Genomic DNA, 21,815 nt, shown 5'->3' on the forward strand with positions numbered 1-21,815 from the left:
CGGGTGCTCCACCGGAGCACCCGGGCCGGTGCTCATTCGGGTGGCGTGGCGTTCAGCTGCCCGCGGCGACGCCGCACCACCGCGCGGTCCCACCGTCGACGTGGACCGTGAACACGAGCCGTACCGTGGAGCCGCCGCCGGTCCCGGTGAACAGCACGTGGTAACCGTCGGGTTCGGCGGGGGTGACCCGCCCTTCCGCGAAGTGGACCTTCACCCGGTGCTCCGGGTGCGCGGGATCCAGGGCGGGCCAGTGCCGGAGCAGGTCGGCGCGGGCGGCGCCGCCGCGGTGGCCGTCCTCGCACACGAACTGCAGCAGCCCGTCGACGTTCTTGTAGTTGAGGTTGGACTGCAACGCGATCCCCAGGCGCCGCACCTGGTCGATCTCCGCCGGGCGGGTTTCCGGTCCGGGTCGGGTATCCGTCGGCTCGGCCCGGGGCCGGTCAGGCGACGGCATCGGGTGGCTGGAGGGCTGGGCGAAGACGGTGAACGGTGCCCAGCGCGCCGGGTCGGGGCGGCCGAGCAGCAGGGCCGTGCCGAGCACGGCACCGAGCGCGGCCACGGCCGCCAGCGTAACGACGACGGTCACCAGGACACGGCGGGACACGGATGGCTCCCCTCCTCATGCCGACTGGTCGAGCCGGGCGGCAGAACTTGGGAGGGGGAAGAGTTCGTTGACCCAGGTGATGGCGCACTCCGGGCAGGGGCGATGGCCGGGTGGGCGATGCCGCCAGTGCTCGTCCACCGGCATCGAGCACAGCCCGGCGGCCCGGCCGCGCGGGACGAGGTGGGCGCGGCCGATGTAGTAGTCGGTGGTGCCCCAGGCCACGAGGGCCCGTGGATCCTCGGCCAGGAACAGGCTGCCGGGTGCAGTGGTGGACATGCTTCTCCTTGCTCGTTTCAACTCGGTTGATTAACCTCTTCCAGTAGCATGAGCGGGTTGATTAACCGAGTCAATCACACGAAAGAGTGCGGAATCTCGAGCCGCTCTCCCGTTAGCATTCAGACGTTCCGCGTCCCGGAAGGAGCCTCGTGCCGTCGTCCCCCACCGTCGCCAGTTGGGAGCTGGGCAGCCGGCTGCGCGCCAAGCGGGAGCTGCTGGGCCTGCGCAGCTCCGTTGTGGTGAAGAACCTCGGGATGTCAGTGCAGTTCCTGAGCGCGGTCGAGCACGGCAAGAAGAAGCTGCCGATGGACAAGCTCGACGCGCTGATCCGGGTCTACGAGGTGGACGCCGACGAGGCGGTGGAGCTGCGGGCCCTGCGCGAGGCCGCGGGGCTGCGCGGTTGGTGGAGCCAGTTCTCCGCGCTGTTCAGCGAGGAACTGCTGCGGATGTTCGGTCTGGAGCACGGCGCCGAGTCGGTGCGGGCGTTCGACAACGGCCTGATGAACGGCCTGCTGCAGACGGAGGACTACGCGCGGGCGATCATCGAGGCGGGTAGCCCCAACGTCCGGCTGGCCGAGGTCGACCGAAGGGTACGGGCGCGGATGATCCGCCAGCGCCGGCTCACCGGGGAGGAGCCGCTGCAGCTCACCGCGGTGATGAGCGAGTCGACCATCCACCAGCAGGTCGGTGGGCCGGCCGTGCTGGCCGACCAGCTACGACACCTGCTCGATTTGGTGGACACCCATGCGGACACCCTGGACCTGCGGATCGTCCCCTTCACCGCCACCGGCCATCACGCCATGGGCGGATCGAGCTTCAATCTGATGACGTTCCCCTCCAGCTTCCTTGGCACTCTTGTGTGGCAGGAGACGGTCACGTCGACCGAGCTGATCGAGGACGACCTCACAGTGCGTGAGTACAGCCTCGCCTACGCCGAGGTGTGCAAGTCGGCGCTGAGCCAGCAGGAGAGCGTGGACCTGATTCGGCAGGCCGCCAAGAAGCTAGAATGAGGGTATGACGCGCCGCGAGACCGTACCCACAGGGCCGCGGACTGAGTGGTACAAGTCGTCGTTCAGCGCGAACAACTCGTCCTGTCTCGAGGTGAAGTTCACTGCGGGAACGGTCCGGGTGCGAGACAGCAAGGACCACGTGCCCGGCCCGACGCTGAGCGTCAGCCGGGGCGGCTGGGCCGCGTTCATCAGCGCCCTGCGCGGCTGACCACATCGTCACACCGTGCTCACAGCCCGTTGCGCTACCGTGGACGAGTCGTGGCAGGACGGTAGGGGGTTCACGTTGGCGGCGTCGTTCAGCGCGCACCTGGCGGAGATGGACATCCTCATCGAGGATCTTGGCCTCCCCCGCTTCGTCTTCCCCTACGAGATCCCCTACGCGAGTTCCACGTTCCCGGAACGCGCCGAGCAGCGGCAACGCACGTGGAAGCGGCTCAGGGAGAGCGGGCTCGCGGACGCGGAGGCCCTCCACGACGAGGACCTGCTCACGGCGTGGGCCGATCCGGAGATGCTGCTGACCCAGCTCGCCTCGGTGCTGGACACCGGGGCGCGGTACCTCTACCGAGGCGGCTGGCGAAACGACCTCGGGTTCATGTCGAGGCAGGAAGGGGAGACCCTGATCATCGAGCGGCTGCGGCCGGAGCAGGTGGTGGCGGCCATGGTGGGCTTCCTGCCCGACTGGCCCGCCCTGCGGGTCCGACCGGTGACCACGACCACGGCACCGCCCTCGCGGCGGCCGGACGACGAGGCCGAGCCGCTACCGGTGACCGAGGAACCGGCCGATGTCCGAGGCGCCGAACACTTCCTCACCGCCCCGGTCCTGCGCTACGGGATGATGGCCTGTACCGCTCGCGAGCCGGGCACCGGCCTGCGCCGCGCCACCGAGCACGCACTGGGCGCCATGACCTGGATCGACACCTCCGACGGGCGGTTCTTCATCATCACCGAGGACCTCCCCGACGGAAGCCAGCGGCGCAGCTACGTGCCCGCGGACAACACCAGGCTGGCCCAGTGGCTGCGGGAACGGTTCAACGCGGTGCTGGCATCATGAGCAGCCGGAAACCCGGGACAGGGTGTCGCGTCATTGATACCGTGGGTGCGCGGCCGGTGACCGCGCCAAGGATGTCCAGGAGGTGCAGGGGTGGGCGCTGACGGAGACTCTGGGAACTCGTTCCTGCAGAACGTGCTCGCCGAGGGACTCGAGCCCGACAAGGTCAACAACTTCGCCGACGGCGCGAAGAACATCCTCGCCCAAGCCAAGGCTGGAAAGTGGGCCGTAAGCGAAGAAATGGGCGAAGCCTTATTCTCCGCCATCAAGACAGCCGAGGAGAAGGTAGCCTCAATTGATCCCAGGCTATGGAACCTCGTACAGACCCCAAAATTGGGGAATGACAAATACGCACAGCAAGTTTCTCAGCAAGTACTGCTGGCTTTGGATTCGGATGACCGGTCACTTGTCCCGACTTTCAGAACATTTCAGGAAGGCCTGGGCGACGTTCGTCACGCCATAGAAGCGGCAAAGAAGAACTACCAGATGGCTGACGAGGAATCTGCCCTACGACTTGGGCCACTGATGGACGGAAACCAGTGACCACAGCATCAAGGCGGCAAATCGCCGGCGTCGTGCTCACAGCTTGCACGGTGATCTCCGCGTGCTCTCCCACAGAGAACGGCAGCGCGGTTCCCATCCCCATCGAGCATAGTACAACGGCACCAGGCAATGATGTCTTCGCCGGACTGAACGCCTGCCGGGTGATAGACGACCTACTTGATGACCAGGGCTTCAACCCGGGAGAAAACAAGACCGCTCGCAACGAATGCGTGGCAAGCAAGCTTGAGTACGGAGGAATTGGTCTCGCGCTCGACAGTACTCAAGGAATTGCCGAGCTGGCCAAAAGAAGCCCGGATGCCGTTGAGCTGAAAATCAACGGCCGAAAGGCCTTGCAAACTCCTACGAACATCGGTACAGGATGCGCCGTCGCCCTGGAAGTAGACCAACACGCCCGAGCGATGGTTACCGTATCTCCAGTGGGCAGCTCGGATCTGGACGCGTGCGCCGAGGCCCGTCGCTATGCCGAAGAGCTGGAGCCGAAGTTGCCCGAGGCTCGGTAGGGAGAAGACGCCGTGGGTGAAGAGCAGAACTACGTGCCTCGGAAGTACGAGGCTCAGGTCTTCAACGAGACGGCCGGGAGCCCTCTCGGGCAGTTCTCCGTGTTCGATCCCGAACGGGTCGCCGGGCAGTACGCCCAGGCCGAGCGCGACCGGCTGATGGCGGGCCAGGAGTTCCGGCCCGGCGCGGAACCCCCGGTCATCGACTACCGGAGCAGGCCGCACGAGGAGCTGTACCGGTACGTGCACGACGGGGTGGACCCGGGCGCCGTCGACGAGCAGGGCATGATCGCCAACGACCTCGGGAACGCACAGAAGGAACTCGCCGAGGGGTTCCGGCAAGCCGCCGCCAAGGAGGAAGCCGCCTGGCAGGGTGAGGGTGCCGAGGCCGCCTTCACCTTCTTCAAACAGCTGGCGGACTGGTCGGACAGCGCGGGCGACGCGACACATCTGGCGGCCAACCGGCTCTCCCAGCAGTCGGCGGCCGTGGTCGTGGCGAAGAACAACATGCCCGAACCGTCCGGCCGCAGCGTCGAAGCCACGATGAACCAGGCCAACGAAGCCTTCACCAACGGCGACGTCTACGCGGGGGCCGTACTGCTGCAGACCGCGGAGACGGAGGCCCGCAAGCAACAAGAAGCCCACGAGCACGCCGCCGCGGTACTCACGGCCAGGGACCAAGCCTTCTACAGCACCGCGTCCACGCAGCCGACCTTCGCGCCGCCGCCCAGCCTCGACGGCTCGACGGCCACCGTGCCGAGCGGCGATATGGGGACCCGGGCGGCTGGTTTCAGCGGCGGTCCTTCCATCCCGGTCGGCGGCGCTCCCGGTACGCCCGTGCCCACCGGAGGTACGCCCGCGCCAGGCACCAGCAGCGGGGCCGGGCCCGTGCACGCGGGTGGCCCGCCGGTGGGTAACCCGCCGGGCGGGGGTGGGGTGCCGCGGGTGCCGGCGGCCAACCTCGGTGCTTTGGGTGCCATGCCCCCGGGCGGTAGCAACCTGGGGCGGCTCGGCTCCGAGACCACGCGCGGCACGCCCAACCGGGGCAGCTTCGCCAACCGCGCTGGGAAGTTCGTCTCCGGCTCGGCCGGTGGGCGGGGTGGCGCGGGCGGCCGCGTCGCGGGAGGCGGCGCCGGCGGCAAGGGAACTCCGATCGGACGCGGACCCGGCGGCCCGCCACTCGCCGGTGGCAAGGGCTCCGGGCTGGGCGAACCCGGCCGCGGCCCGAACGAGATCGCCCGCGGCGCGCAGGCCGCCGCCGGCTCCAAGTCGACCGGCCCGATGGGCGCCGGCGGTCCCGCCGCCGGCCGTGGCAACAAGGACGAGGACAAGGACCACAAGCGCGCCGAGTACCTGCAGGAGGAGAACCCCAACGAGTACTTCGGCACCGACGGCCTCGGCAAGACCACCCCACCCGTCATCGGCGAGACGAAACCGCGCCGGGACTGACCGCGGGATACCGCCGGCATGAGCGCACCACCGCACGGCCTGCCCCGCTACCGCCTGCTCACCGGCCCCGACGACGAGACGTTCTGCCGCCGGGTCAGCGAAGCCCTCGACCTCGGCTACCGGCTGCACGGCTCGCCGGCGCTCACCAGCACCGGCGACCGGGTCGTCGCCGCCCAGGCCGTGGTCTGGCCCGACCAGGACTAGCCAGCGGCACCGGTTCACGCGCCAGCGGGCCCCTCCGACAGACGCCAACCGCGGCGATCGACGAGACACGAGGCCGACACACCCGGCGGCGCAGCCGCGGCGCGGTCAGCGCCAAACCCCGGGGCGAGCGCATGCTCGACCAGGCGGGAAAGCAGGAGCCACGAACCGAGCAGCCGGCAGGCACGCACGTCACATCCTCGCGCGCACCTGCCGGTCCACGTCCCTTCGCTCGGTGAGAGACCGACGAGCCGCCAGCGACGCTCAGCCGCGGCAACACCTCCCCCGGCCCAGCCGCCACAGCATCCATCACCGCAGGTGCACGCCCCCGCGGCAGCACGATCCGGCGACAACGCCCATCAGATTCGTCGCTCCCGGCGCCTCCGGTAGCAGGAGAACCGAAGGTCGCGGCGAACGGCGAACCACCATGGCAGGAACGCCGCGAAGCCGTCGGGCTGGCTCCGCTCGGCTGCGCCGGAGGCCGGGCACCCCTCCGCTCTCGAGGCCGAGGAGTCCCGCCCGTACGGCGCGACGGCAGGGCCGCCGGCCCCGGGGAGACCGGGGTCGACGGCCCTGCGGTTCAGCTCAGCCGAGCCGGTGGCGAGTGGAGCCACCCGCCGGGTCACGGGGTGAAGGTCCACGACTCCAGGTAGCCGACGTCGTACCGGTACACGTCCTGCACCCGCAGGTTCCACGTCCCGTTCGCCTGCTCACCGGAGACGTCCACCGTGTACGTCGCGTCGACGTTGTCCGCCGAGTCGTTGCTCGCGTTCTTCAACCGGTAGCTGCTGCCGTCCGGCGCGACCAGGTCGATCACCAGGTCACCGCGGTAGCTGTGCTTGATGTGCACCTCCACCTTCGCGCTCGCCGCCGCCGCGCGGTTGCAGTTGCCCACCGTCACCGGGCTGGTCACCGCCGACCCGGCGTCCGGAATGTCCACCCGCGAGTTGTTCGTCACCGACGCGCACGCACCCGGGTCCGGGTCCGGCGGCGTGCTCCCGCCCCCGGTGTACAGCAGCACGTTCGGCGACCCCGAACCGGCGTTGCCGACCTTGTTCTTCGTCCCGTTGTTCACCAGCGCGTCGCGTACCCGCTGCGGCGACGCCGACGGGTTCGCCGCGAGGTGCAGTGCCGCGGCACCGGCCACGTGCGGCGTGGCCATCGACGTACCACTGATCGTCCTGGTCGCGGTGTTCCCACCGATCCACGCCGATGTGATGCTCGACCCCGGCGCGAAGATGTCCAGGCAGGGCCCGATGTTGGAGAAGCTCGACCGCGAGTCGGAGCTGGTGGTCGAGCCGACGGTGATGGCCTCCTGGGTCCGGGCCGGTGACACGTTGCAGGCGTTGGCGCCGTTGTCGTTGCCCGCCGCGAGCGCGTACGTCACGCCGGACGCGATCGAGCGCCGCACGGCGTCGTCGACCGAGGTGGACGCGCCACCGCCCAGGCTCATGTTCGCCACGGCCGGCTTCACCGCGTTGCGGGTCACCCAGTCGATCCCGGCGATCACGCCCGAGTAGCTGCCGGAGCCGCTGCAGTTCAGCACCCGCACGCCGTACAGCGTGACGCCCTTGGCCACGCCGTGCGCGGCGCCGCCGACCGTGCCGGCGACGTGCGTGCCGTGCCCGTTGCAGTCGTTGGCCACGGAATCGTTGTCGATGAAGTCGTAGCCGTTTCTCGCCCTACCGCCGAAGTCGTTGTGCGACGTCATCACACCGGTGTCGATGATGTAGGCACTCACGTTCGAGGCCGTGGTGGCGTAGCCGTACTTCCTGTCCAGCGGCAGGTCCCGCTGATCCACCCGGTCCAACCCCCAGGACGGCGGGTTGAGCTGGTCAGCGCTCAGCCGCACCACCCGGTCCTGCTCCACGTAGGCCACGGCCGGGTCGGCCGCCGCCCGCCTGGCCTGCCGCTCACTCATCGTCGCGGAGAACCCGCGCAGCGCGCTCGCGTAGGTCCGCTGCACCGTGCCGCCGTGCCGCTGGGCCACCGTCCGCGCGACGCCGGTCACCGACTGCGCCGACATCTCGTCCTTGAGCACGACGATGTAGCTGTCCTTGATCGCGTCGGCGGCGCCGGCGCCCAGGATCGCACCTTCCTGCGCCTGCGCGACGTTGCCGCCCAGCACGGTCAGCGCGGCGACCGCCGCGCCCACACCGAGACCGGCGAGTCTCATCCGTTTGCCGTTCACATTGTCCCGCACGGGTTCATTCCTCCTAGGCAGGGTGAGTCCAACAGCCCATGTGCTCGAGCCGCCTGACCACTAGGGGTGGAAACGCGTCCTGACGAACGCTGCGCGACAGCGTAAGTCGGAAAATCCCCCGAAGGAAGACCTTGCAACTTCGCCGGAGACGCGGTAGGCCGCCGCCGTCACTCGCTGGACCGCATCAGTGCAGGTCACGAGCACCCTTTTGCCGCGCGGGCGCTACCAGGGGTGGTTGTTACTGAGTCCATGCGGAGCAGTACGCAAAGAATTTCCACCCGATCGGACCACGACGAAAGTCGGTTTTTTTGCGGGCGGAACTTCCGACTTTCGCAGGTCGACAACGCCCCCGCGAGATGCCATCGCAACCAATTCTTGCCAGTCCGACCCCGGCGGAAACGAACCCACTACAACAATTCAGTAACTCGCCGCGAGCAACCCGTTCTCCCGGAGGAAATCCTCGGCGATGTCCAACGGGTTGCGCTTCAGCTCGGTGAACTCGACGTTGAGCCGGGTGAGCTTCTCGGTGGTGAGCACGGCGGACAACTCGTCGAGCGCGCGCACCTCGCGCTCGCCCAGCGTCCCCCGAGCGGCCAGCGGCACGATGTTCTGCGCCGGGAACATGTTCCGGTCGTCGACCAGCGGCACGAACCCGTTGCTCTCGATGGTCGCCGAGGTGCTGAACAGGTCGGCCACGTCGATCTCGCCGGAGCGCAGCGCCGCCACCGTCACCGGCCCGCCCGTGTCGGTCACCCGGATCTCCCGGAACCGGCAGCCGTACACCTGGTCGATCTTCTCCTTCCACCGGTCGGCCCACTGCCCGGGGCCGCCGAACACCAGCTCGGGACACCGCGGCGCGAGCTCGGAGATGGTGGAGATGCCCTGCGCCGCCAGCTCCGGGCGGATCACCAGGACGTCGGTGTCCTGCGCGGGCGCGGGCTCGAGCACCTGGAACCGCTCCGGCAGCACCCGCCGCAGCTCGGCGTACACCTCCTCGGGTGTGGTGGCCGTGGTGTCCGGATCGAAGTAGCGGAGCAGGTTCCCGCTGTACTCCGGCACCAGCGACAGCGACCTGTCCCGCAGCGCCTTCACCACCACCTCGCGGCCACCGACCGGCGGCCGTACGGTCACGTTCTCCGCGCCGGCGTGCCGCAGGGTCCCGGCGTAGATGTGCGCCAGCAGCAGCGACTCCCCCACGTCCGAGGACCCGATGACGATCTCCCCGCCGGACACCCCCTCGGCACCACCCTCCAGCGGGTTCGCGCACGCCGCCAGGAGCAGCAGTACCACGGCCACCACACCGAGCCTCACGCCACACCTCCCGAGGCCGTCGGACGTTGGGCCGCCGTGGCGAGCCGCACGCCGCGCGGCACGGCGGCCCGTTGCAACCCGGCGAACACCAGGTCGAGCACGACGGCGAGCAGAGCGGTCAACACCGCCCCGGCCGCCACCTCGCCGTAGTCGAGGATCGCCAGCCCGTCGAGCACGTACCGGCCGAGCCCACCCAGCCCGATGTACGCGGCCACCGCCGCGGTGGCCACCAGTTGCAGCGTCGCGTTGCGCACCCCGCCGAGCACCAGCGGCAGCGCGATCGGCACCTCGACCTGCCAGAGCCGCTGCCGCCCGGTCATCCCCATCCCCTCGGCCGCGTCGACCACCCGGTCCTCGGTGGCCTGCACCCCGGCGTAGGTGCCGGCCAGCACGGACGGCACCGCCAGCACCACGAGCCCGACCAGCGCGGCGGCCTCGCTGTCGGTGAGCAGCAGGAACAGGAAGGTGACCAGGCCCAGCGTCGGCAACGCGCGGACGGAGTTGCCGAAACCCACCAGCACCAGGCCGCCGCGGCCGGTGTGCCCGACGAACAGCCCCACCGGCACCGCGATCAGCACCGCGATCACCAGCGCCGACAGCACGTACCCGAGGTGTTGCAGCACCCGCCACGGCACACCGTCGACGCCCTGCCAGTTCGCCGGGTCGGACAGCCACCCCCACAGATCCGCGATCACGCCGCACCTCCCGTCACCGGCGCGGGCCGCTGCCACGGGGTCAGCAGCCGGCGCAGCAGCACCAGCAGGACGTCCATCACCAGCGCCAGCACGAGGGTGAGCACGATCCCGACGACGATCGGGGCGAAGTACTCGCGCTGGAAGCCGTCGGTGAACAGCACGCCCAGCCCGCCGATGCCGATCAGCGCGCCGACGCTGACCAGGCTGATGTTGCTCACCGACGCCACCCGCACGCCGGCGGTGAGCACCGGCACGGCCAGCGGCAGCTCCACGCCGAGGAACCGGCGCGCCGGTCGGTACCCCATCGCGGTGGCCGCCGCGACCACGGGCGACGGCACGGCGTCGAGCGCGTCGAGCACCGGGCGCACCAGCAACGCCGCGGTGTAGAGGGTCAGCGCCAGCACCACGTTGACGCTGTTCAGGATCTTCGTCCCGATGATGCCGGGGATCACCACGAACAGCGCCAGCGACGGGATCGTGTACAGCACGTTCGCGCCGACCAGCAGCGCCTTGCGGGCCGGTCGGAACCGGATGCCCAGCCACCCGGCCGCGACCGCGGCGAGCACGCCGAGCAGCAACGGCAGCAGCGCCAGATACAGGTGCTCCAGCAGGGCGTCCCACAGCTGCGCCCGGTTGTTCGCGCTGCCGAGGTAGTCACCCAGCTCGTCGAGGACGCTACCCATGGGCCACTCCCTCGGGATGGTTCTCGATCACGTCCAGCACCTGCCGCGCGGTCACCGCGCCGATCACCTCGCCGCCGGCGTCCACCACCACGCCCAAACCGGACGGCGAGGACAGCGCGGCGTCCAGCGCGCCGCGGATGGGCGCCCCACGCTGGTAGAGCGAGCCGCCCGCGACCAGATGCCCCTCGGTCAGCTTCTCGTCCACAGTGGAACCCGGTGGGAGCCAGCCGCGGGGCTCGCCGGCCGCGTTCACCGCCAGCAGCCACCCTTCCGTGGGCCCGCCCGGCACGTCGCCCAGCGGCACGGTCGGCACCTCGTCGATCCGCACCCGCTCGGCGGACAGGAACGACAGGCCGCGGTAGCCGCGGTCGCGGCCGACGAACCCGGCGACGAAGTCGTCCACCGGGTGCCGCAGCACGTCGGCGGGCGTGCCGTACTGGGCCAGCGCGCCGCCGACCCGCAGTATGGCCACCCGGTCGCCGAGCCGCACCGCCTCGTCGATGTCGTGGGTGACGAACACGATCGTCTTGCCGAGCCGCGACTGCAGCCGGAGCAGCTCGTCCTGCAACCCCTCGCGGACCACCGGGTCCACCGCGGAGAACGGCTCGTCCATGAGCAGCACCGGCGGGTCCGCGGCGAGCGCCCGCGCCACCCCGACCCGTTGCTGCTGGCCGCCGGAGAGCTGGGCCGGGTACCGGGCGCCGAGCTCGGCGGAGAGGCCGACGGTCTCCAGGAGCTCCTTCGCCCGCTCCCTCGCGCGCGCCCGGCTCCAGCCGAGCAGCAGCGGCACCGTGGCCACGTTGTGCAGCACCGTCCGATGTGGAAAGAGCCCGGCGTGCTGGATGACGTAGCCGATCCCCCGGCGCAGCAGTGCCGGGTCCTGGGTGGCGACGTCGGTGCCGTCGAGCAGGATCCGGCCCGAGGTCGGCTCGACCATCCGGTTGATCATCCGCAGCGAGGTCGTCTTGCCGCAGCCGGACGGCCCCACCAGTACGGTGATCGTGCCGTCCGGCACGGTGAGACTCAGGTCGTCCACCGCCACGGTCCCGTTCGGATACCGCTTGGTCACGCCCGCGAACTCGATTCCCACATCCAGCTCCCCTCGCCGCACGCCGCCCGACCGTAACCCACGCCACCGACAACGAGCGGGATGTCCCAGGATCTAGGCTCGGCCGGGTGCACCCGCTCGACGAGTTGTTCGCCGCGCACGGCGTCGCCACCCACCCGCTGCGCCTGGCGCTGGCCAGGCTGGCCGCCGGGTGGTGGGACCTCGACGCCCTGGTCCTGGAGACGGCCGCGCCCCGCCGCAGCGTGCAGGAGCTGCTGGCCGCGCTGGACGGCGACCTCGACCGCGACGGCGACCGGGTGCGGTTGCGGCCGTCCGTGGCGCCGGCCTACGAGCGGTACCAGGTGCCGCCGGCGCCGCCGCCGGACCCGGACACCGTGGCCGGATGGATCGCCGCCGCGCCGCCCCCGCTGCCGGCGCTGGACCACGTGCCGGCCACCCCGGAGACCGTGGTCCGCCGCGCCCGGTGGCTGGACGAGCGGTACGACCTGCGGAACACGCGGCTGGTCTTCCTCGGCGACCACGACCTGACCTCGCTCGCGGTACGGGCGCTGCGCCCCGAGGCGCGGCTGACCGTGGTGGACGTCGACGACCGGGTGCTGGAGTACGTCGACCGGCGCACCGACCGTTCCGTCCGCACCGTGCACGCCGACCTGCGGATCGGGCTGCCGCCCGCGATCGCCGGCGGCGCCGACCTGGTGTTCAGCGACCCGCCGTACACGCCGGAGGGCATGGGCCTGTTCGCCGCGCGGGGCGTCGAGTGCCTCGCCGAGCCGGCCAGGGGGCACCTGCTGCTGGCCTACGGGTACAGCCCGCGGCATCCGGCGCTCGGCGCCAAGGTGCAGCGGGCGCTGGCCGAGCTGGGCCTGGTCTTCGCGGCCATCCTCCCCGGCTTCCACCGCTACACCGGCGCGCAGGCCATCGGCGGCGCGGCCGACCTCTACGTCTGCCAGCCCACCGGCCGCCCGGGCCGGGGCAGGGGCAAGGGCAGGAGCAAGGACAGGAGCAAGGACGACGCCGGGATCTACACGCACGGGCCCCAGTCGGTGGAGGCGGCCGCGAGCCCGGCCGGGCTGATGGACGCGGTCACCGAGCTCGCCGACGGTCGTGAGGTGGTGCGCCGCCGGGCGGACTGGTCGGCGCCGGTCGCCGCGCCGGCCGTGGCACTCGACCTCGGCACCGACCCCGGGCCCTGGCTGCTGCGGGCGCTGCTCGCGGTGAACGCCGACCGGCTGGCCGTGCTGGTGCCCAACCGGCACCCCGACCTCGCCGACGCCGCCGCCCAGGCCGAGCTGCGCCGGCTGGTGGCGCCGAAGTACCGGCTCCGGTTGCTGCGCAGCACCCCGGACGGCACGCACGCCGTGGTGCTCGCCGAGGCCGCTCCGGCGGGCGCGCTCTCCTCGGTGTGGACGCGGGCGCACGGCAAGCTCGGCAACACGCTGCGCGAGGCGCTCGCCGCGACCGGCGCGCTCACCAGGAACGCGGCCAGGCAGCGTGCCACCGAGCTGGTGCCGGACGTCGCCGACCTGCGGCTGCTCGACCTGCCCCGGCACCGGATCGCCGAGCTGCTGGCCGCCACGTCGTAGTGGCCGGCGCCCCGCCGACCGGGCTCAGCCGGTGACCGCGTCGGCGACGGCGGCCTCCGCCACGGCCGCGGCCACCGCGGGCGCCACCCGCGGGTCGAGCGGGCTGGGCACGATCCGGTCGGCGGCGAGATCATCGCTCGCGACCGCCACGATGGCGTCGGCGGCCGCGATCTTCATCCGCTCGGTGATCGCCCGCGCCCCCGCGTCCAGCGCGCCGCGGAACACGCCCGGGAAGGCCAGCACGTTGTTGATCTGGTTCGGGAAGTCGCTGCGTCCGGTGGCCACCACCTTGGCGTACTTCGCCGCCACGTCCGGGTGCACCTCGGGGTCCGGGTTGGACAGTGCGAACACGATGGCGTCGTCCGCCATGCTCTCCAGCAGCGTCTCGTCGATGGTCGAGCCGGACAGCCCGAGGAACACGTCCGCGCCCTTCAGCGCGTCGGCCAGCCCGCCGCGCAGGCCGTGCGTGTTGGTGCTCTCGGCGAGCTCCGCCTTGATCGGGTTCAGGTGGCCCCGGCCGGCGTGGATGATGCCCTTGGAGTCGAGCAGCACCACATCGCCGACGCCGGCCGCCCGCAGGATCCTGGCGCAGGCCACCCCGGCCGCGCCGGCGCCGGAGATGACCACCCGCTGGTCGGCCATGCTGCGGCCGAGCACCAGGTTGGCACCGCGCAGCGCGGCGAGCGTGACGATGGCGGTGCCGTGCTGGTCGTCGTGCATGACCGGGCAGTCCAGCGCCTCCTTGAGCTTGTCCTCCAGCTCGAAGCAGCGCGGCGCGGAGACGTCCTCGAGGTTGACGGCACCGAACGACGGCCGCAGCCGCACCAGGGTCTCGACGATCTCGTCCACGTCGGTGGTGTCCAGCACGAGCGGGATCGAGTCCAGCCCGGCGAACGTCTTGAACAGCACGGACTTGCCCTCCATCACGGGGAGGGAGGCGCTGGCGCCGATGTCGCCGAGGCCCAGGACCGCCGTGCCGTCGCTGACCACGACCACCAGCCGGGCCGCCCAGGTGTAGCGCTCGGCGAGCGCGGCGTCCTCGGCGATGGCGCGGCTCACCTTGGCCACGCCGGGGGTGTAGGCGACCGACAGGTCCCTCGGCTGCGCGATGGGCCGGGTGGCCGCCGCGGAGAGCTTGCCGCCCTCGTGCCCGCGGAAGATCTCCTCGTCGGTCACCGGGGTGTCCCCCGCGACCGACCCGGTGCCGGTGGCGTCCTTACTGGCCTGGTCGTTCATCGCGATTCCCGTCGTCGTTTCCGTCACGGTTCCAGCATCGGCGACCGGCCTCGTGACTCGAGCATAAGACACTTGATTTCTCCGGAACTTACAGCGGAGCCGGCACGACGTCGGAAGACGTCGCCGGCCCCGACGATCAGGGCTCCTCCAGCGGGGCGGGGCGGTGCGGTAGCACCGTCCGCCGGCGAGGGCGTCCGTCGATGGCCTGGTGCGGCGTGACCGCGAACGCGGCGGTTGTACCAGTGTGACAGGCCGGCATCGGGATGCGATGCCTCGGTGCGGTTCACGTCACACGAGAGGCTTCCCGAGCACCCTTTCCCAAGACGTCCATCCGGCTTGTTTGGTCCTGGATAGGGTGTCCGCCATGGATGTGCGCGAGCTGGCCGTACGGGACGCCTACGAGTTCCGTCCCCGTACCTTTCCCGACCACCGCGGAGTTTTCGTCGCGCCATTCCAGGAGGCGGCACTCGTCGAGGCCGTGGGCCACCCGCTGCGGCTGGCCCAGAGCAACCACAGCCGGTCGGTCCGCGGCACCATCCGCGGTGTCCACTTCGCGGAGACGCCGCCGGGCCAGGCGAAGTACCTCTACTGTCCCCGCGGTGCGCTGCTCGACGTCGTGCTGGACGTGCGGGTCGGCTCACCCACGTTCGGGCGGTGGGAAGCGGTACGCCTGGACGACACCGAGTTCCGCGCGGTGTACCTGGCCGAGGGACTCGGCCACGCCTTCCTGGCACTGGAGGACGACACGGTCATGTCCTACCTGTGCTCGATGCCGTACAACCCCGCCATCGAGCACGGGATCAACCCGCTGGACCCCGAGCTCGACCTGCCGTGGCCGGCCGAGCTGACCCCCGTGCTGTCCGAGAAGGACGTGAAGGCGCCCACGCTGGCCGAGGCGCTCACCACCGGGATCCTGCCGGACTACGAGGCGTGCGTCACGCACTACGAGAAGCTCAGGGCGGGGTGAGCAGGTCCTCGGCCAGCACCCGCTCGATGTTGCGCTCGGCCAGCGCGGTGATGGTCAGGAACGGGTTCACCCCGACGTTGCCCGGCACGAGCGCGCCGTCGGTGACGTAGAGCCGGTCGTAGCCGCGGACCCGGCCGTATCCGTCGGTGGCCCTGCCCAGCACGACCCCGCCGAGCGGGTGGTAGGTGAACCGGTTCTCGAACTCACGGGTGTCGCCGAACAGTTCGGAGCGGTAGATCGTCCCGTTCGCCCGGTTGACCTTGTCGAACAGGGCCTTCGCCATGTCGATCGAGGGCTGGCCCTGCGCCGCGGTCCAGCGCAGCCGGGCCGAGTCGCTGGCGGCGTCGTAGGTGAAGTGGCCGCGCTCCGGGTTCCTGGTGATCGCCAGGTAGACGCTCACCCACGTCTCCGTGCCCGCCGGCAGCGGCGCGACCTCGGCGAACACCGGGTGCGCCGGATCGTCCCACGCGTCGATGCCCAGCGCCGGCATCCCGGACTGGGTGGCGCCGGTGGTGTCCCACATGTGGTTGGCCCTGCCCAGCATGACGTTGCCGTTGGTCCCCCAGCCGTGCCCGACCTCCGCGCTCAGCGCGGGCAGCGCGCCGGTCTCCCTGGCCCGCAGCAGCAGCTCGGTGGAGCCGAGGCTGCCGGCGCCGAGGAACAGGTGACGCGTGCCGATCCGCCGGGTGCCGAGCACCGCGCCGACGTCGTCGAGCAGCCGCACGGTCAGCACGTAGGTGCCGTCCGGCTCGCGCTCGATGGAGTGCACCTGGTGCAGGGTGCGGATCGTCACGTTGCCCGTGCCCAGCGCGGCCGCCAGGTAGGTCTGGTCCAGCGACCTCTTGCCGTGGTTGTTGCCGTAGATGACCTCGGCGGCCAGCGCGGAGCGGGGCACCTCGCCGGCCTCCTCGCGCCGCATGTGGTCGAAGTCGTACACGCTCGGCACGAACGTGGTGCGCAGCCCGGTCCGGTGCGCGTGCGTGCGGGACACCCTGGCGTACCGGTACACCTCGCACGTCTCGAACCACGCCGGGTCGACGTGGTTGACCCCCAGCATCGCGCTGGCCCTGGGGAAGTACGTGCGGTACAGCTCGTCGACGTCGATCCCGGGCAGGACCTCGGCGAGGTAGCCGCGTTTCGGGGTCACCGCCATGGCGCCGTTGACCAGCGACCCGCCGCCGACGCCACGGCCGACGTAGACCGACATCTCGCCGTGGTCGACGCGGTCGAGCACGCCGGTGTAGCGCTCGACGTCGCGGTTGACGTCGGCCCAGAGGAAGGTCGCCAACGGCGCCTGCGTGCGGGTCCTGAGCCACGTCGAGCGGCGGTCCGGCTGGAGCATGTCGCAGAAGATCCGGCCGTCCGGGCCCCGCGTGTTCCACAGCCGCCCCATCTCGAGCACGAGGGTGGGGACGCCGGCCTCGCCCAGCCGCAACGCGGTGACCGCGGCACCGTAGCCGGTGCCGACCACGAGGGCCGGGACAAACTCGCGGTCGGTGGCTTCCGCGGTGGGAGTGGTGCCGATCGTGGTCAGGCCGAGCGCCGCGGCGGAGTTGAGCGCGGCGAGGCCGAGGAACCGGCGGCGGGACAGGGCGGAGGGCGACACGGCGGCGGGCATGCGGCGAGCGTTTTGCGCGGACGGCGCCGGCACAAGCACGAAATTGAAACATGTTCTACCAAAGCCGTCTACTTCACCCATCCGGCTCAACGGCTCGGGAAGATCCGGGACGCCCCTCGGGAGCTTCCCGGATGTGCGCGGTCCCGGAACCGGACACCCTGCCGGAATGACCGTAACGCCCAGGAGACCCCGTGCCCACCACCTCGCCGCCGGACTCGCCGCGGTGGCCAGCGCCCTCGCGCTGACCGCCGCCCCGGCGGCCGCGAGTCCCCTTCCCGAGTTCGACTTCACCGACTGCCCCACGCTGCCCGCCGGCGCCGACCCGGCCCGCTGGCGCTGCGAGGTGCTGGTGTCCACCGGCACGCTGCGCATCAGCCGCCGCGAGGTGCCGCTGCGGGCGATGCGGCTGACCTTCGCCGAGGGCCGGCTGGACGGCCGCTACGCCCAGGTCTTCGGCTCGCTGGTGGCCGAGCCCAGCCCCGTCCCCTGGCTGCCCGGGGTCACCCTGCGGCCGCGGTATGCGGGCCACTCCGACTTCGAGAGCAACGACGAGCGCAAGGGCGAGATCGACCTCGCCTTCACCGTCCGCGGCCCGCTGCCGGGAGCGAGCTGCGCGATCGGCAGCGAGGTCGAGCCGGTGCACTCGGAGATCCAGCAGGTGGGCGAGACCGAGCTGCTCTCGCCGGACCCGCCGGTGCTGCGCTTCCGGTCGGTCGACGAGCGCCTGGCGCTGCCCGCGACGACCGGCTGTGGGCCGCTGGCCCGGCTGCTCGACCACCGGCTCGGGCTGCCCTCGCCGAGCGGCCGGAACAGCCTGCGCCAGGTGACCCTCGTCGGCCTGCGGCCCTACGCCTGAGCGCGCTCCTTCTTGCGGGTCACCCAGATGGTGATGGTCCCGGTCACCACCGGCGTGCCGGCCGTGTCCGTGATGGTGACCGGGACGTCGAGGTCGACGCCCTCGTCACCGAACTCGGGGATCGCCGGCAGCTCGGCCACCGCGGTGAGCGAGGTCTCGGCCTTGGCCACGTAGCGCACCGTCATGCCCTTGGGCAGCCAGCGATGGGTGGGCGGCACGGTCGCCTCGGCGAGCATGCCCATGGCGATCTCGGCGAGGTTGCACGCGGCGATGGCGTGGAAGGTGCGGATGTGGTTGTACACGCCCCACCACTTGGGCGCGCGCACCACGCACCGCCCCGGCCGCAGCTCCCGCACCGAGGGCAGCACGGTGCGGAAGTAGGGCACCCGGAGGCACAGCGCGGCGGAGAACAGCTGCCGCCCTCCCGGTTTGCCGGACAGCCGTCGCCACATCGCGAAGGTCGGGTTCTCCGCCATCGTGCACACTCCGTTCCCGGCCGAATGTTACTGATCGGTAGCCAACCAGAGGGGCGGCTATATTCGCAACGTGGCGCACGTCCTGTACCTGCTCCGGCACGGTGAGACCGAGTGGTCGGCCACCGGCCGGCACACCGGCCGCACCGACATCCCGCTGACCGGGGCCGGGCGGGAGCAGGCCCGCGCCGCCGCCACCACGTTGGCGGCGCTGCGCGGCGACGCCGCCCCCGCGCTCGTCCTCACCAGCCCGCGGCGGCGCGCCCTGCACACCGCGGAGCTGGCCGGGCTTCGGGTGACCGAGACCACCGAGGACCTCGCCGAGTGGGACTACGGCGAGTACGAGGGCATCACCACCGCCGACATCCGCCGGACGGTGCCGGGCTGGACCGTCTGGACCCACCCGAGCCCCGGAGGGGAGGGCCCCGAGCAGGTCGCCGATCGGGCCGACCGGGTGCTCGACCGGGTCGCCGCGACACTGCCGGAAGGGGACGTCGTCCTGGTCGGGCACGGCCACTTCGGCAGGGTGCTCGTCGCCCGCTGGCTCGGCCTGCCCCCGGGCGCCGGCGTCCACTTCGGCCTCGCGCCGGCGAGCGTCAGCGCGCTCGGTCACGAGCGCGGCCGGCCGCAGCTGCGACACCTCAACGTCCCCCCGCCCTTCCGGACCCAGCCGAGCAGGAGAGGACAGCCGTGACCGACGAGCGCGTCCACCGAGTACGGGAGTCCGATGTGGAGGCGGTGGTCGGGCTCGTGCACGAGCTCGCCGAGTACGAGCGGGCGCCCCGCGAGTGCCAGCTCGCCGAACGCGGCTGCTGACCGACCGCGATCCCGACGTCCGGGGACACGGACAGCCCGTGCGGCTAGCCGGCGTCGCGTCGCTCGTCGCGTTCCCTGGCCTCCACGCGACCGGCGTACCCGCCGCGCCGAGCGGCCTCCTCCTCCGACTCACCCTCCCGCATCCCGAGCGCCCAGGCCCGGGAGGGGCGGCGGAAGAGCAGCACGACGACCAGCACTCCGGCGGCCATCAGCGGCACGCCGAACTCGGGCCGCGCCGAGGGGCCGGTGGCGTACCAGCCGACCCCGACCACCACCAGCGCCAGCACCACGGCCGGCGAGCGGGCCCACGTCCTGCCGAGCAGCAGGCCACCCGCGCAGGCGAGCACCCCGGCGGCGAGCAGCGCGTAGTAGGCCACCTCGGCGTAGATGTCGCCGCCCACCGTCGACTGCCCCCGCAGGGCCGTCACCAGCAGCAACACGGCGAGGGCGAGCGCGGCGAGCCCGGGCAGCGCGGTGAGCGCCCCGGCGACGCGTACCTCGCGCGGCGCCGGCGAGATCCTGTCGACGAGCGGCACCCCTGCTGGCCTTCCTCGAACGCTGGACGCACGGCCTCCGAGTGACCGTGTGTGAACGGTTTCGATCGTATGCCACCCGGTCGGCCGTTGGCCCGCGGCCTTCCACGAGTCATGATCTGAACAGTCGTCGACGAGCGGGCGGTCGGCCCGGGTGCACTTGTCACGACAGCGGAAGGTCGCTGGACGAACGGAGGGCAACCGGCAGGTACGGGCAGGAGTCGACACATCCCTCACGCGCGCGGACGGATCACGACCGGTGGCGTGCCGGCACCGGTCGCGGGCCGGGCTTTCGCCCAACGCCCACTTCCCCGGATCGGACGCCTCCCCGATCGGGCGCTGCGCCGGTGGAAGACACCGTCTCGGCCGGCGGGTTCGACGTGACGAGTTTCCCAGCGCCACCCGATCGGGGCGCCCGGTCACTTACTCTCGAGTAATGCGCGCAGTCCTCGTGGTGAACCCGCAGGCGACCGCGACCACCGCGGGGGGTCGTGACGTGCTCGCCCACGCGCTGGCCAGCCAGCTGAAGCTGGACGTGGTGGAGACCGAGCACCGCGGCCACGCGATGGCCGTCGCCACGGCCGCGGCCGGCGACGACATCGACCTGGTGGTCGCCCACGGCGGCGACGGCACGGTGAATGAGGTCGTCAACGGGTTGCTCGCGGGCATCGGCGGCCGGCCGGGCGTCGCCGACACCGTACCCATGCTCGGGGTCGTGCCCGGCGGCTCGGCGAACGTGTTCGCCCGCGCGCTCGGCCTGCCTCGCGACCCGGTGGAGGCCACCTACCGGCTGCTGCACGCCATCGAGGAGCACCGGAGTCGCCGGGTCGGGCTCGGACTCGCCGACGGCCGCTGGTTCACCTTCAACGCCGGACTGGGTTGGGACGCCGACGTGGTGGCCGGCGTCGACCGGCGCCGTGGCAAGCGCACCGGGCCGTCGCTGTACCTGCGGATGGCCGTGGCGTGCTATCTGCGTCCCCCGGCGGGCCGACCACCGCTGACCGTACGGGTGCCCGGCGCGGAGCCGGTGACGGTGCGCACGGTGTTCGTCTCCAACACGGATCCGTGGAGCTACCTCGGCTCCCGGCCGGTGCACCTCAACACCGAATGCTCGTTCGACACCGGACTCGGCGTGTTCGCGCTGCGCGGCCTCGCGCTGCCCACCGTGCTCCGGCACCTTCGGCAGGCGTTGCGGGCCAATGGCCGGCACCGGGGCCGCCGCCTGGTCCGGCACGACGACATGCCCATCGTGCGGGTCGATTCCCCCGAACCGGTGAACTTCCAGGTCGACGGGGATCTCGTCGGTCAGCGCACCGGCGTGGAGTTCGTCAGCGTGCCCAACGCGCTCAGGGTCGTGCTCTGACGGTCGAGGGCATCCCGTTGATCGCTCGCGGCAAACTCACGGTTGCCGTTCGTCGACGGAGACGCTCCGCTCACCGCATCACTCCTTCCGACGGGTGGCGCATTTCGGGCGGAAACCGCTGGTCAGGACGGTAGCTCGGGCGGGTGAGCTGACTCACCGATCTCCGGAAAACCCTTGTCGAACTCTCTGCTTCGTGAAAGCATTCACAAGCACCCCAAAAACGACCGCCATGACGACTGTGGCGCGGCGTGCCGCGCCCCCTCGAAGGAGCTCACAGAAATGGACTGGCGCCACCGCGCAGCCTGCCGAGACGAGGACCCCGAGCTGTTCTTCCCCGTGGGAACCAGCGGTCCCGCGCTCTCGCAGATCGCCCAGGCGAAGGCCGTGTGCCACCGCTGCACCGTCGCGTCGGACTGCCTGGCCTGGGCCTTGGCCAGTGGTCAGGACGCCGGCGTGTGGGGCGGCATGAGCGAGGACGAGCGTCGCGCCCTCAAGCGGCGTCGCGCGCACATCGGTACCCGTTCCAACGCCTGACACAACATCACGCCCGCCGACCGGCACCGGACTCCAGCACCCGATGCGCCGGGTACGGCAGGGCACCCCGGAAACACCCAGTGACTTCTGCCGGAAACGGCAAGTCCTCCCGCGGAATACGTTCGAGGGTCGGCACCGATGCGGTGCCGACCCTCGAACGTCTCCACCTCCGGCCAGCCCACCAACGTGGACGGCGAACACGCCGACGCGAGCGGCAAACACGAGG

The 21,815-nt window shown here is 71.4% G+C and carries 24 protein-coding genes and 1 pseudogene; 14 read left to right on the top strand and 11 right to left on the bottom strand.

All coding sequences use genetic code 11. The features are described from left to right. Positions 1–52: 52 nt before the first annotated feature. Together BM051_RS06155 and BM051_RS06160 are read right to left on the bottom strand one after the other, a co-directional pair. Positions 53–604 carry a hypothetical protein gene (locus tag BM051_RS06155; protein ID WP_092529017.1) on the bottom strand — a complete coding sequence of 184 codons (552 nt, stop codon included), beginning with the start codon at positions 602–604 and terminating at the stop codon, positions 53–55. A gap of 15 nt (positions 605–619) precedes the next feature. Continuing rightward, a complete protein-coding gene (locus BM051_RS06160) occupies positions 620–880 on the bottom strand; it encodes a hypothetical protein (protein ID WP_092529019.1) in 261 nt (86 codons plus the stop codon). Positions 881–1,029: 149 nt separating this feature from the next. On the opposite strand from BM051_RS06160, the gene BM051_RS06165 reads away from it, so the two are divergent. From BM051_RS06165 to BM051_RS06190, 7 genes are all read left to right on the top strand, one after another. After that, the gene (locus tag BM051_RS06165; protein ID WP_208325822.1) at positions 1,030–1,890 is read left to right on the top strand and encodes a helix-turn-helix domain-containing protein; all 861 of its coding nucleotides are present in this window, start codon (positions 1,030–1,032) and stop codon (positions 1,888–1,890) included. Between the two features lie 4 nt (positions 1,891–1,894). Next, on the top strand, positions 1,895–2,098 hold the full coding sequence (locus BM051_RS06170; protein ID WP_092529021.1) for a DUF397 domain-containing protein: 204 nt from the start codon (positions 1,895–1,897) through the stop codon (positions 2,096–2,098). Positions 2,099–2,113: 15 nt separating this feature from the next. Further along, complete coding sequence (locus BM051_RS06175; RefSeq protein WP_134045853.1) at positions 2,114–2,941, top strand: ESX secretion-associated protein EspG; 828 nt, start codon at positions 2,114–2,116, stop codon at positions 2,939–2,941. 90 nt (positions 2,942–3,031) lie between these two features. Then, entirely contained in the window at positions 3,032–3,481 is a 450-nt protein-coding gene (locus BM051_RS28350; RefSeq protein ID WP_134045855.1) for a hypothetical protein, read from the top strand. Beyond that, a complete protein-coding gene (locus BM051_RS06180; protein ID WP_243859190.1) occupies positions 3,478–4,002 on the top strand; it encodes a DUF3558 domain-containing protein in 525 nt (174 codons plus the stop codon). The genes BM051_RS28350 and BM051_RS06180 overlap by 4 nt, the downstream gene beginning before the upstream one ends. Before the next feature lie 12 nt (positions 4,003–4,014). Then, complete coding sequence (locus BM051_RS06185) at positions 4,015–5,448, top strand: hypothetical protein (protein WP_092529025.1); 1,434 nt, start codon at positions 4,015–4,017, stop codon at positions 5,446–5,448. Between the two features lie 18 nt (positions 5,449–5,466). After that, a complete protein-coding gene (locus BM051_RS06190; RefSeq protein ID WP_092529027.1) occupies positions 5,467–5,652 on the top strand; it encodes a DUF1737 domain-containing protein in 186 nt (61 codons plus the stop codon). A gap of 619 nt (positions 5,653–6,271) precedes the next feature. Here the strand turns inward: BM051_RS06190 and BM051_RS06195 are convergent. The 5 genes from BM051_RS06195 to BM051_RS06215 all read right to left on the bottom strand — a co-directional run bounded on the left by BM051_RS06195 (position 6,272) and on the right by BM051_RS06215 (position 11,631). Then, complete coding sequence (locus BM051_RS06195) at positions 6,272–7,825, bottom strand: S8 family peptidase (RefSeq protein WP_092529029.1); 1,554 nt, start codon at positions 7,823–7,825, stop codon at positions 6,272–6,274. A gap of 444 nt (positions 7,826–8,269) precedes the next feature. Beyond that, the gene (locus tag BM051_RS06200; protein ID WP_092529032.1) at positions 8,270–9,163 is read right to left on the bottom strand and encodes an ABC transporter substrate-binding protein; all 894 of its coding nucleotides are present in this window, start codon (positions 9,161–9,163) and stop codon (positions 8,270–8,272) included. Continuing rightward, entirely contained in the window at positions 9,160–9,858 is a 699-nt protein-coding gene (locus BM051_RS06205) for an ABC transporter permease (RefSeq protein WP_092529034.1), read from the bottom strand. The genes BM051_RS06200 and BM051_RS06205 overlap by 4 nt, the downstream gene beginning before the upstream one ends. Continuing rightward, the gene (locus BM051_RS06210; protein WP_092529036.1) at positions 9,855–10,541 is read right to left on the bottom strand and encodes an ABC transporter permease; all 687 of its coding nucleotides are present in this window, start codon (positions 10,539–10,541) and stop codon (positions 9,855–9,857) included. Before BM051_RS06210 ends, BM051_RS06205 begins: the two co-directional genes overlap by 4 nt. Beyond that, the gene (locus BM051_RS06215) at positions 10,534–11,631 is read right to left on the bottom strand and encodes an ABC transporter ATP-binding protein (protein ID WP_092529038.1); all 1,098 of its coding nucleotides are present in this window, start codon (positions 11,629–11,631) and stop codon (positions 10,534–10,536) included. Before BM051_RS06215 ends, BM051_RS06210 begins: the two co-directional genes overlap by 8 nt. Before the next feature lie 86 nt (positions 11,632–11,717). Here BM051_RS06215 and BM051_RS06220 point away from each other — a divergent pair, with 86 nt between their 5' ends. Continuing rightward, a complete protein-coding gene (locus BM051_RS06220) occupies positions 11,718–13,193 on the top strand; it encodes a bis-aminopropyl spermidine synthase family protein (protein ID WP_092529040.1) in 1,476 nt (491 codons plus the stop codon). Between the two features lie 24 nt (positions 13,194–13,217). Here the strand turns inward: BM051_RS06220 and BM051_RS06225 are convergent, their stop codons facing one another. After that, positions 13,218–14,429: an NAD(P)-dependent malic enzyme gene (locus BM051_RS06225; RefSeq protein ID WP_092529042.1), complete on the bottom strand. Its 1,212-nt coding sequence runs from the start codon at positions 14,427–14,429 to the stop codon at positions 13,218–13,220. 364 nt (positions 14,430–14,793) lie between these two features. Between BM051_RS06225 and BM051_RS06230 the strand changes: the two genes are divergently transcribed. After that, positions 14,794–15,396: a dTDP-4-dehydrorhamnose 3,5-epimerase family protein gene (locus BM051_RS06230; RefSeq protein WP_092529044.1), complete on the top strand. Its 603-nt coding sequence runs from the start codon at positions 14,794–14,796 to the stop codon at positions 15,394–15,396. Here BM051_RS06230 and BM051_RS06235 read toward each other — a convergent pair. Beyond that, positions 15,383–17,014, bottom strand: coding sequence for a GMC oxidoreductase (locus BM051_RS06235; protein ID WP_092529046.1), 1,632 nt, complete (start codon positions 17,012–17,014; stop codon positions 15,383–15,385). The two genes, BM051_RS06230 and BM051_RS06235, sit on opposite strands and share 14 nt — an antisense overlap. 166 nt (positions 17,015–17,180) lie before the next feature. On the opposite strand from BM051_RS06235, the gene BM051_RS06240 reads away from it, so the two are divergent. Continuing rightward, positions 17,181–17,870 (top strand): hypothetical protein, encoded by a 690-nt coding sequence (locus tag BM051_RS06240; RefSeq protein ID WP_092529048.1) that lies wholly within the window; start codon positions 17,181–17,183, stop codon positions 17,868–17,870. Here BM051_RS06240 and BM051_RS06245 read toward each other — a convergent pair. Then, complete coding sequence (locus tag BM051_RS06245; RefSeq protein ID WP_092529050.1) at positions 17,861–18,346, bottom strand: hotdog fold domain-containing protein; 486 nt, start codon at positions 18,344–18,346, stop codon at positions 17,861–17,863. The genes BM051_RS06240 and BM051_RS06245 overlap by 10 nt on opposite strands. A gap of 70 nt (positions 18,347–18,416) precedes the next feature. Here BM051_RS06245 and BM051_RS06250 point away from each other — a divergent pair, with 70 nt between their 5' ends. Together BM051_RS06250 and BM051_RS06255 are read left to right on the top strand one after the other, a co-directional pair. Beyond that, positions 18,417–19,037 (top strand): acid phosphatase, encoded by a 621-nt coding sequence (locus BM051_RS06250; RefSeq protein ID WP_092529052.1) that lies wholly within the window; start codon positions 18,417–18,419, stop codon positions 19,035–19,037. Further along, positions 19,034–19,141: pseudogene (locus tag BM051_RS06255) on the top strand (GNAT family N-acetyltransferase); the annotation flags it as partial. The gene BM051_RS06250 and the pseudogene BM051_RS06255, both read left to right, overlap by 4 nt. Before the next feature lie 62 nt (positions 19,142–19,203). Here the strand turns inward: BM051_RS06255 and BM051_RS06260 are convergent. Next, entirely contained in the window at positions 19,204–19,695 is a 492-nt protein-coding gene (locus BM051_RS06260) for a hypothetical protein (protein ID WP_092529054.1), read from the bottom strand. Between the two features lie 433 nt (positions 19,696–20,128). On the opposite strand from BM051_RS06260, the gene BM051_RS06265 reads away from it, so the two are divergent. Together BM051_RS06265 and BM051_RS06270 are read left to right on the top strand one after the other, a co-directional pair. Then, positions 20,129–21,055 carry a diacylglycerol/lipid kinase family protein gene (locus BM051_RS06265; protein WP_092529056.1) on the top strand — a complete coding sequence of 309 codons (927 nt, stop codon included), beginning with the start codon at positions 20,129–20,131 and terminating at the stop codon, positions 21,053–21,055. A gap of 279 nt (positions 21,056–21,334) precedes the next feature. Beyond that, entirely contained in the window at positions 21,335–21,589 is a 255-nt protein-coding gene (locus BM051_RS06270; RefSeq protein ID WP_092529058.1) for a WhiB family transcriptional regulator, read from the top strand. Positions 21,590–21,815 lie beyond the last annotated feature (226 nt).

The sequence above is a fragment of the Amycolatopsis arida genome, assembly GCF_900115565.1.
In the GTDB taxonomy this organism is placed as follows: domain Bacteria; phylum Actinomycetota; class Actinomycetes; order Mycobacteriales; family Pseudonocardiaceae; genus Yuhushiella; species Yuhushiella arida.

Coding starts and splice junctions, on each gene's coding strand:
- BM051_RS06225 (WP_092529042.1), bottom strand. CDS start 14,429: ATGAACGACCAGGCCAGTAAGGACGCCACCGGCACCGGGTCGGTCGCG.
- BM051_RS06240 (WP_092529048.1), top strand. CDS start 17,181: ATGACCGTAACGCCCAGGAGACCCCGTGCCCACCACCTCGCCGCCGGA.
- BM051_RS06230 (WP_092529044.1), top strand. CDS start 14,794: ATGGATGTGCGCGAGCTGGCCGTACGGGACGCCTACGAGTTCCGTCCC.
- BM051_RS06160 (WP_092529019.1), bottom strand. CDS start 880: ATGTCCACCACTGCACCCGGCAGCCTGTTCCTGGCCGAGGATCCACGG.
- BM051_RS06170 (WP_092529021.1), top strand. CDS start 1,895: ATGACGCGCCGCGAGACCGTACCCACAGGGCCGCGGACTGAGTGGTAC.
- BM051_RS06270 (WP_092529058.1), top strand. CDS start 21,335: ATGGACTGGCGCCACCGCGCAGCCTGCCGAGACGAGGACCCCGAGCTG.
- BM051_RS06210 (WP_092529036.1), bottom strand. CDS start 10,541: ATGGGTAGCGTCCTCGACGAGCTGGGTGACTACCTCGGCAGCGCGAAC.
- BM051_RS06265 (WP_092529056.1), top strand. CDS start 20,129: ATGCGCGCAGTCCTCGTGGTGAACCCGCAGGCGACCGCGACCACCGCG.
- BM051_RS06190 (WP_092529027.1), top strand. CDS start 5,467: ATGAGCGCACCACCGCACGGCCTGCCCCGCTACCGCCTGCTCACCGGC.
- BM051_RS06235 (WP_092529046.1), bottom strand. CDS start 17,014: ATGCCCGCCGCCGTGTCGCCCTCCGCCCTGTCCCGCCGCCGGTTCCTC.
- BM051_RS06195 (WP_092529029.1), bottom strand. CDS start 7,825: ATGAGACTCGCCGGTCTCGGTGTGGGCGCGGCGGTCGCCGCGCTGACC.
- BM051_RS06245 (WP_092529050.1), bottom strand. CDS start 18,346: ATGGCGGAGAACCCGACCTTCGCGATGTGGCGACGGCTGTCCGGCAAA.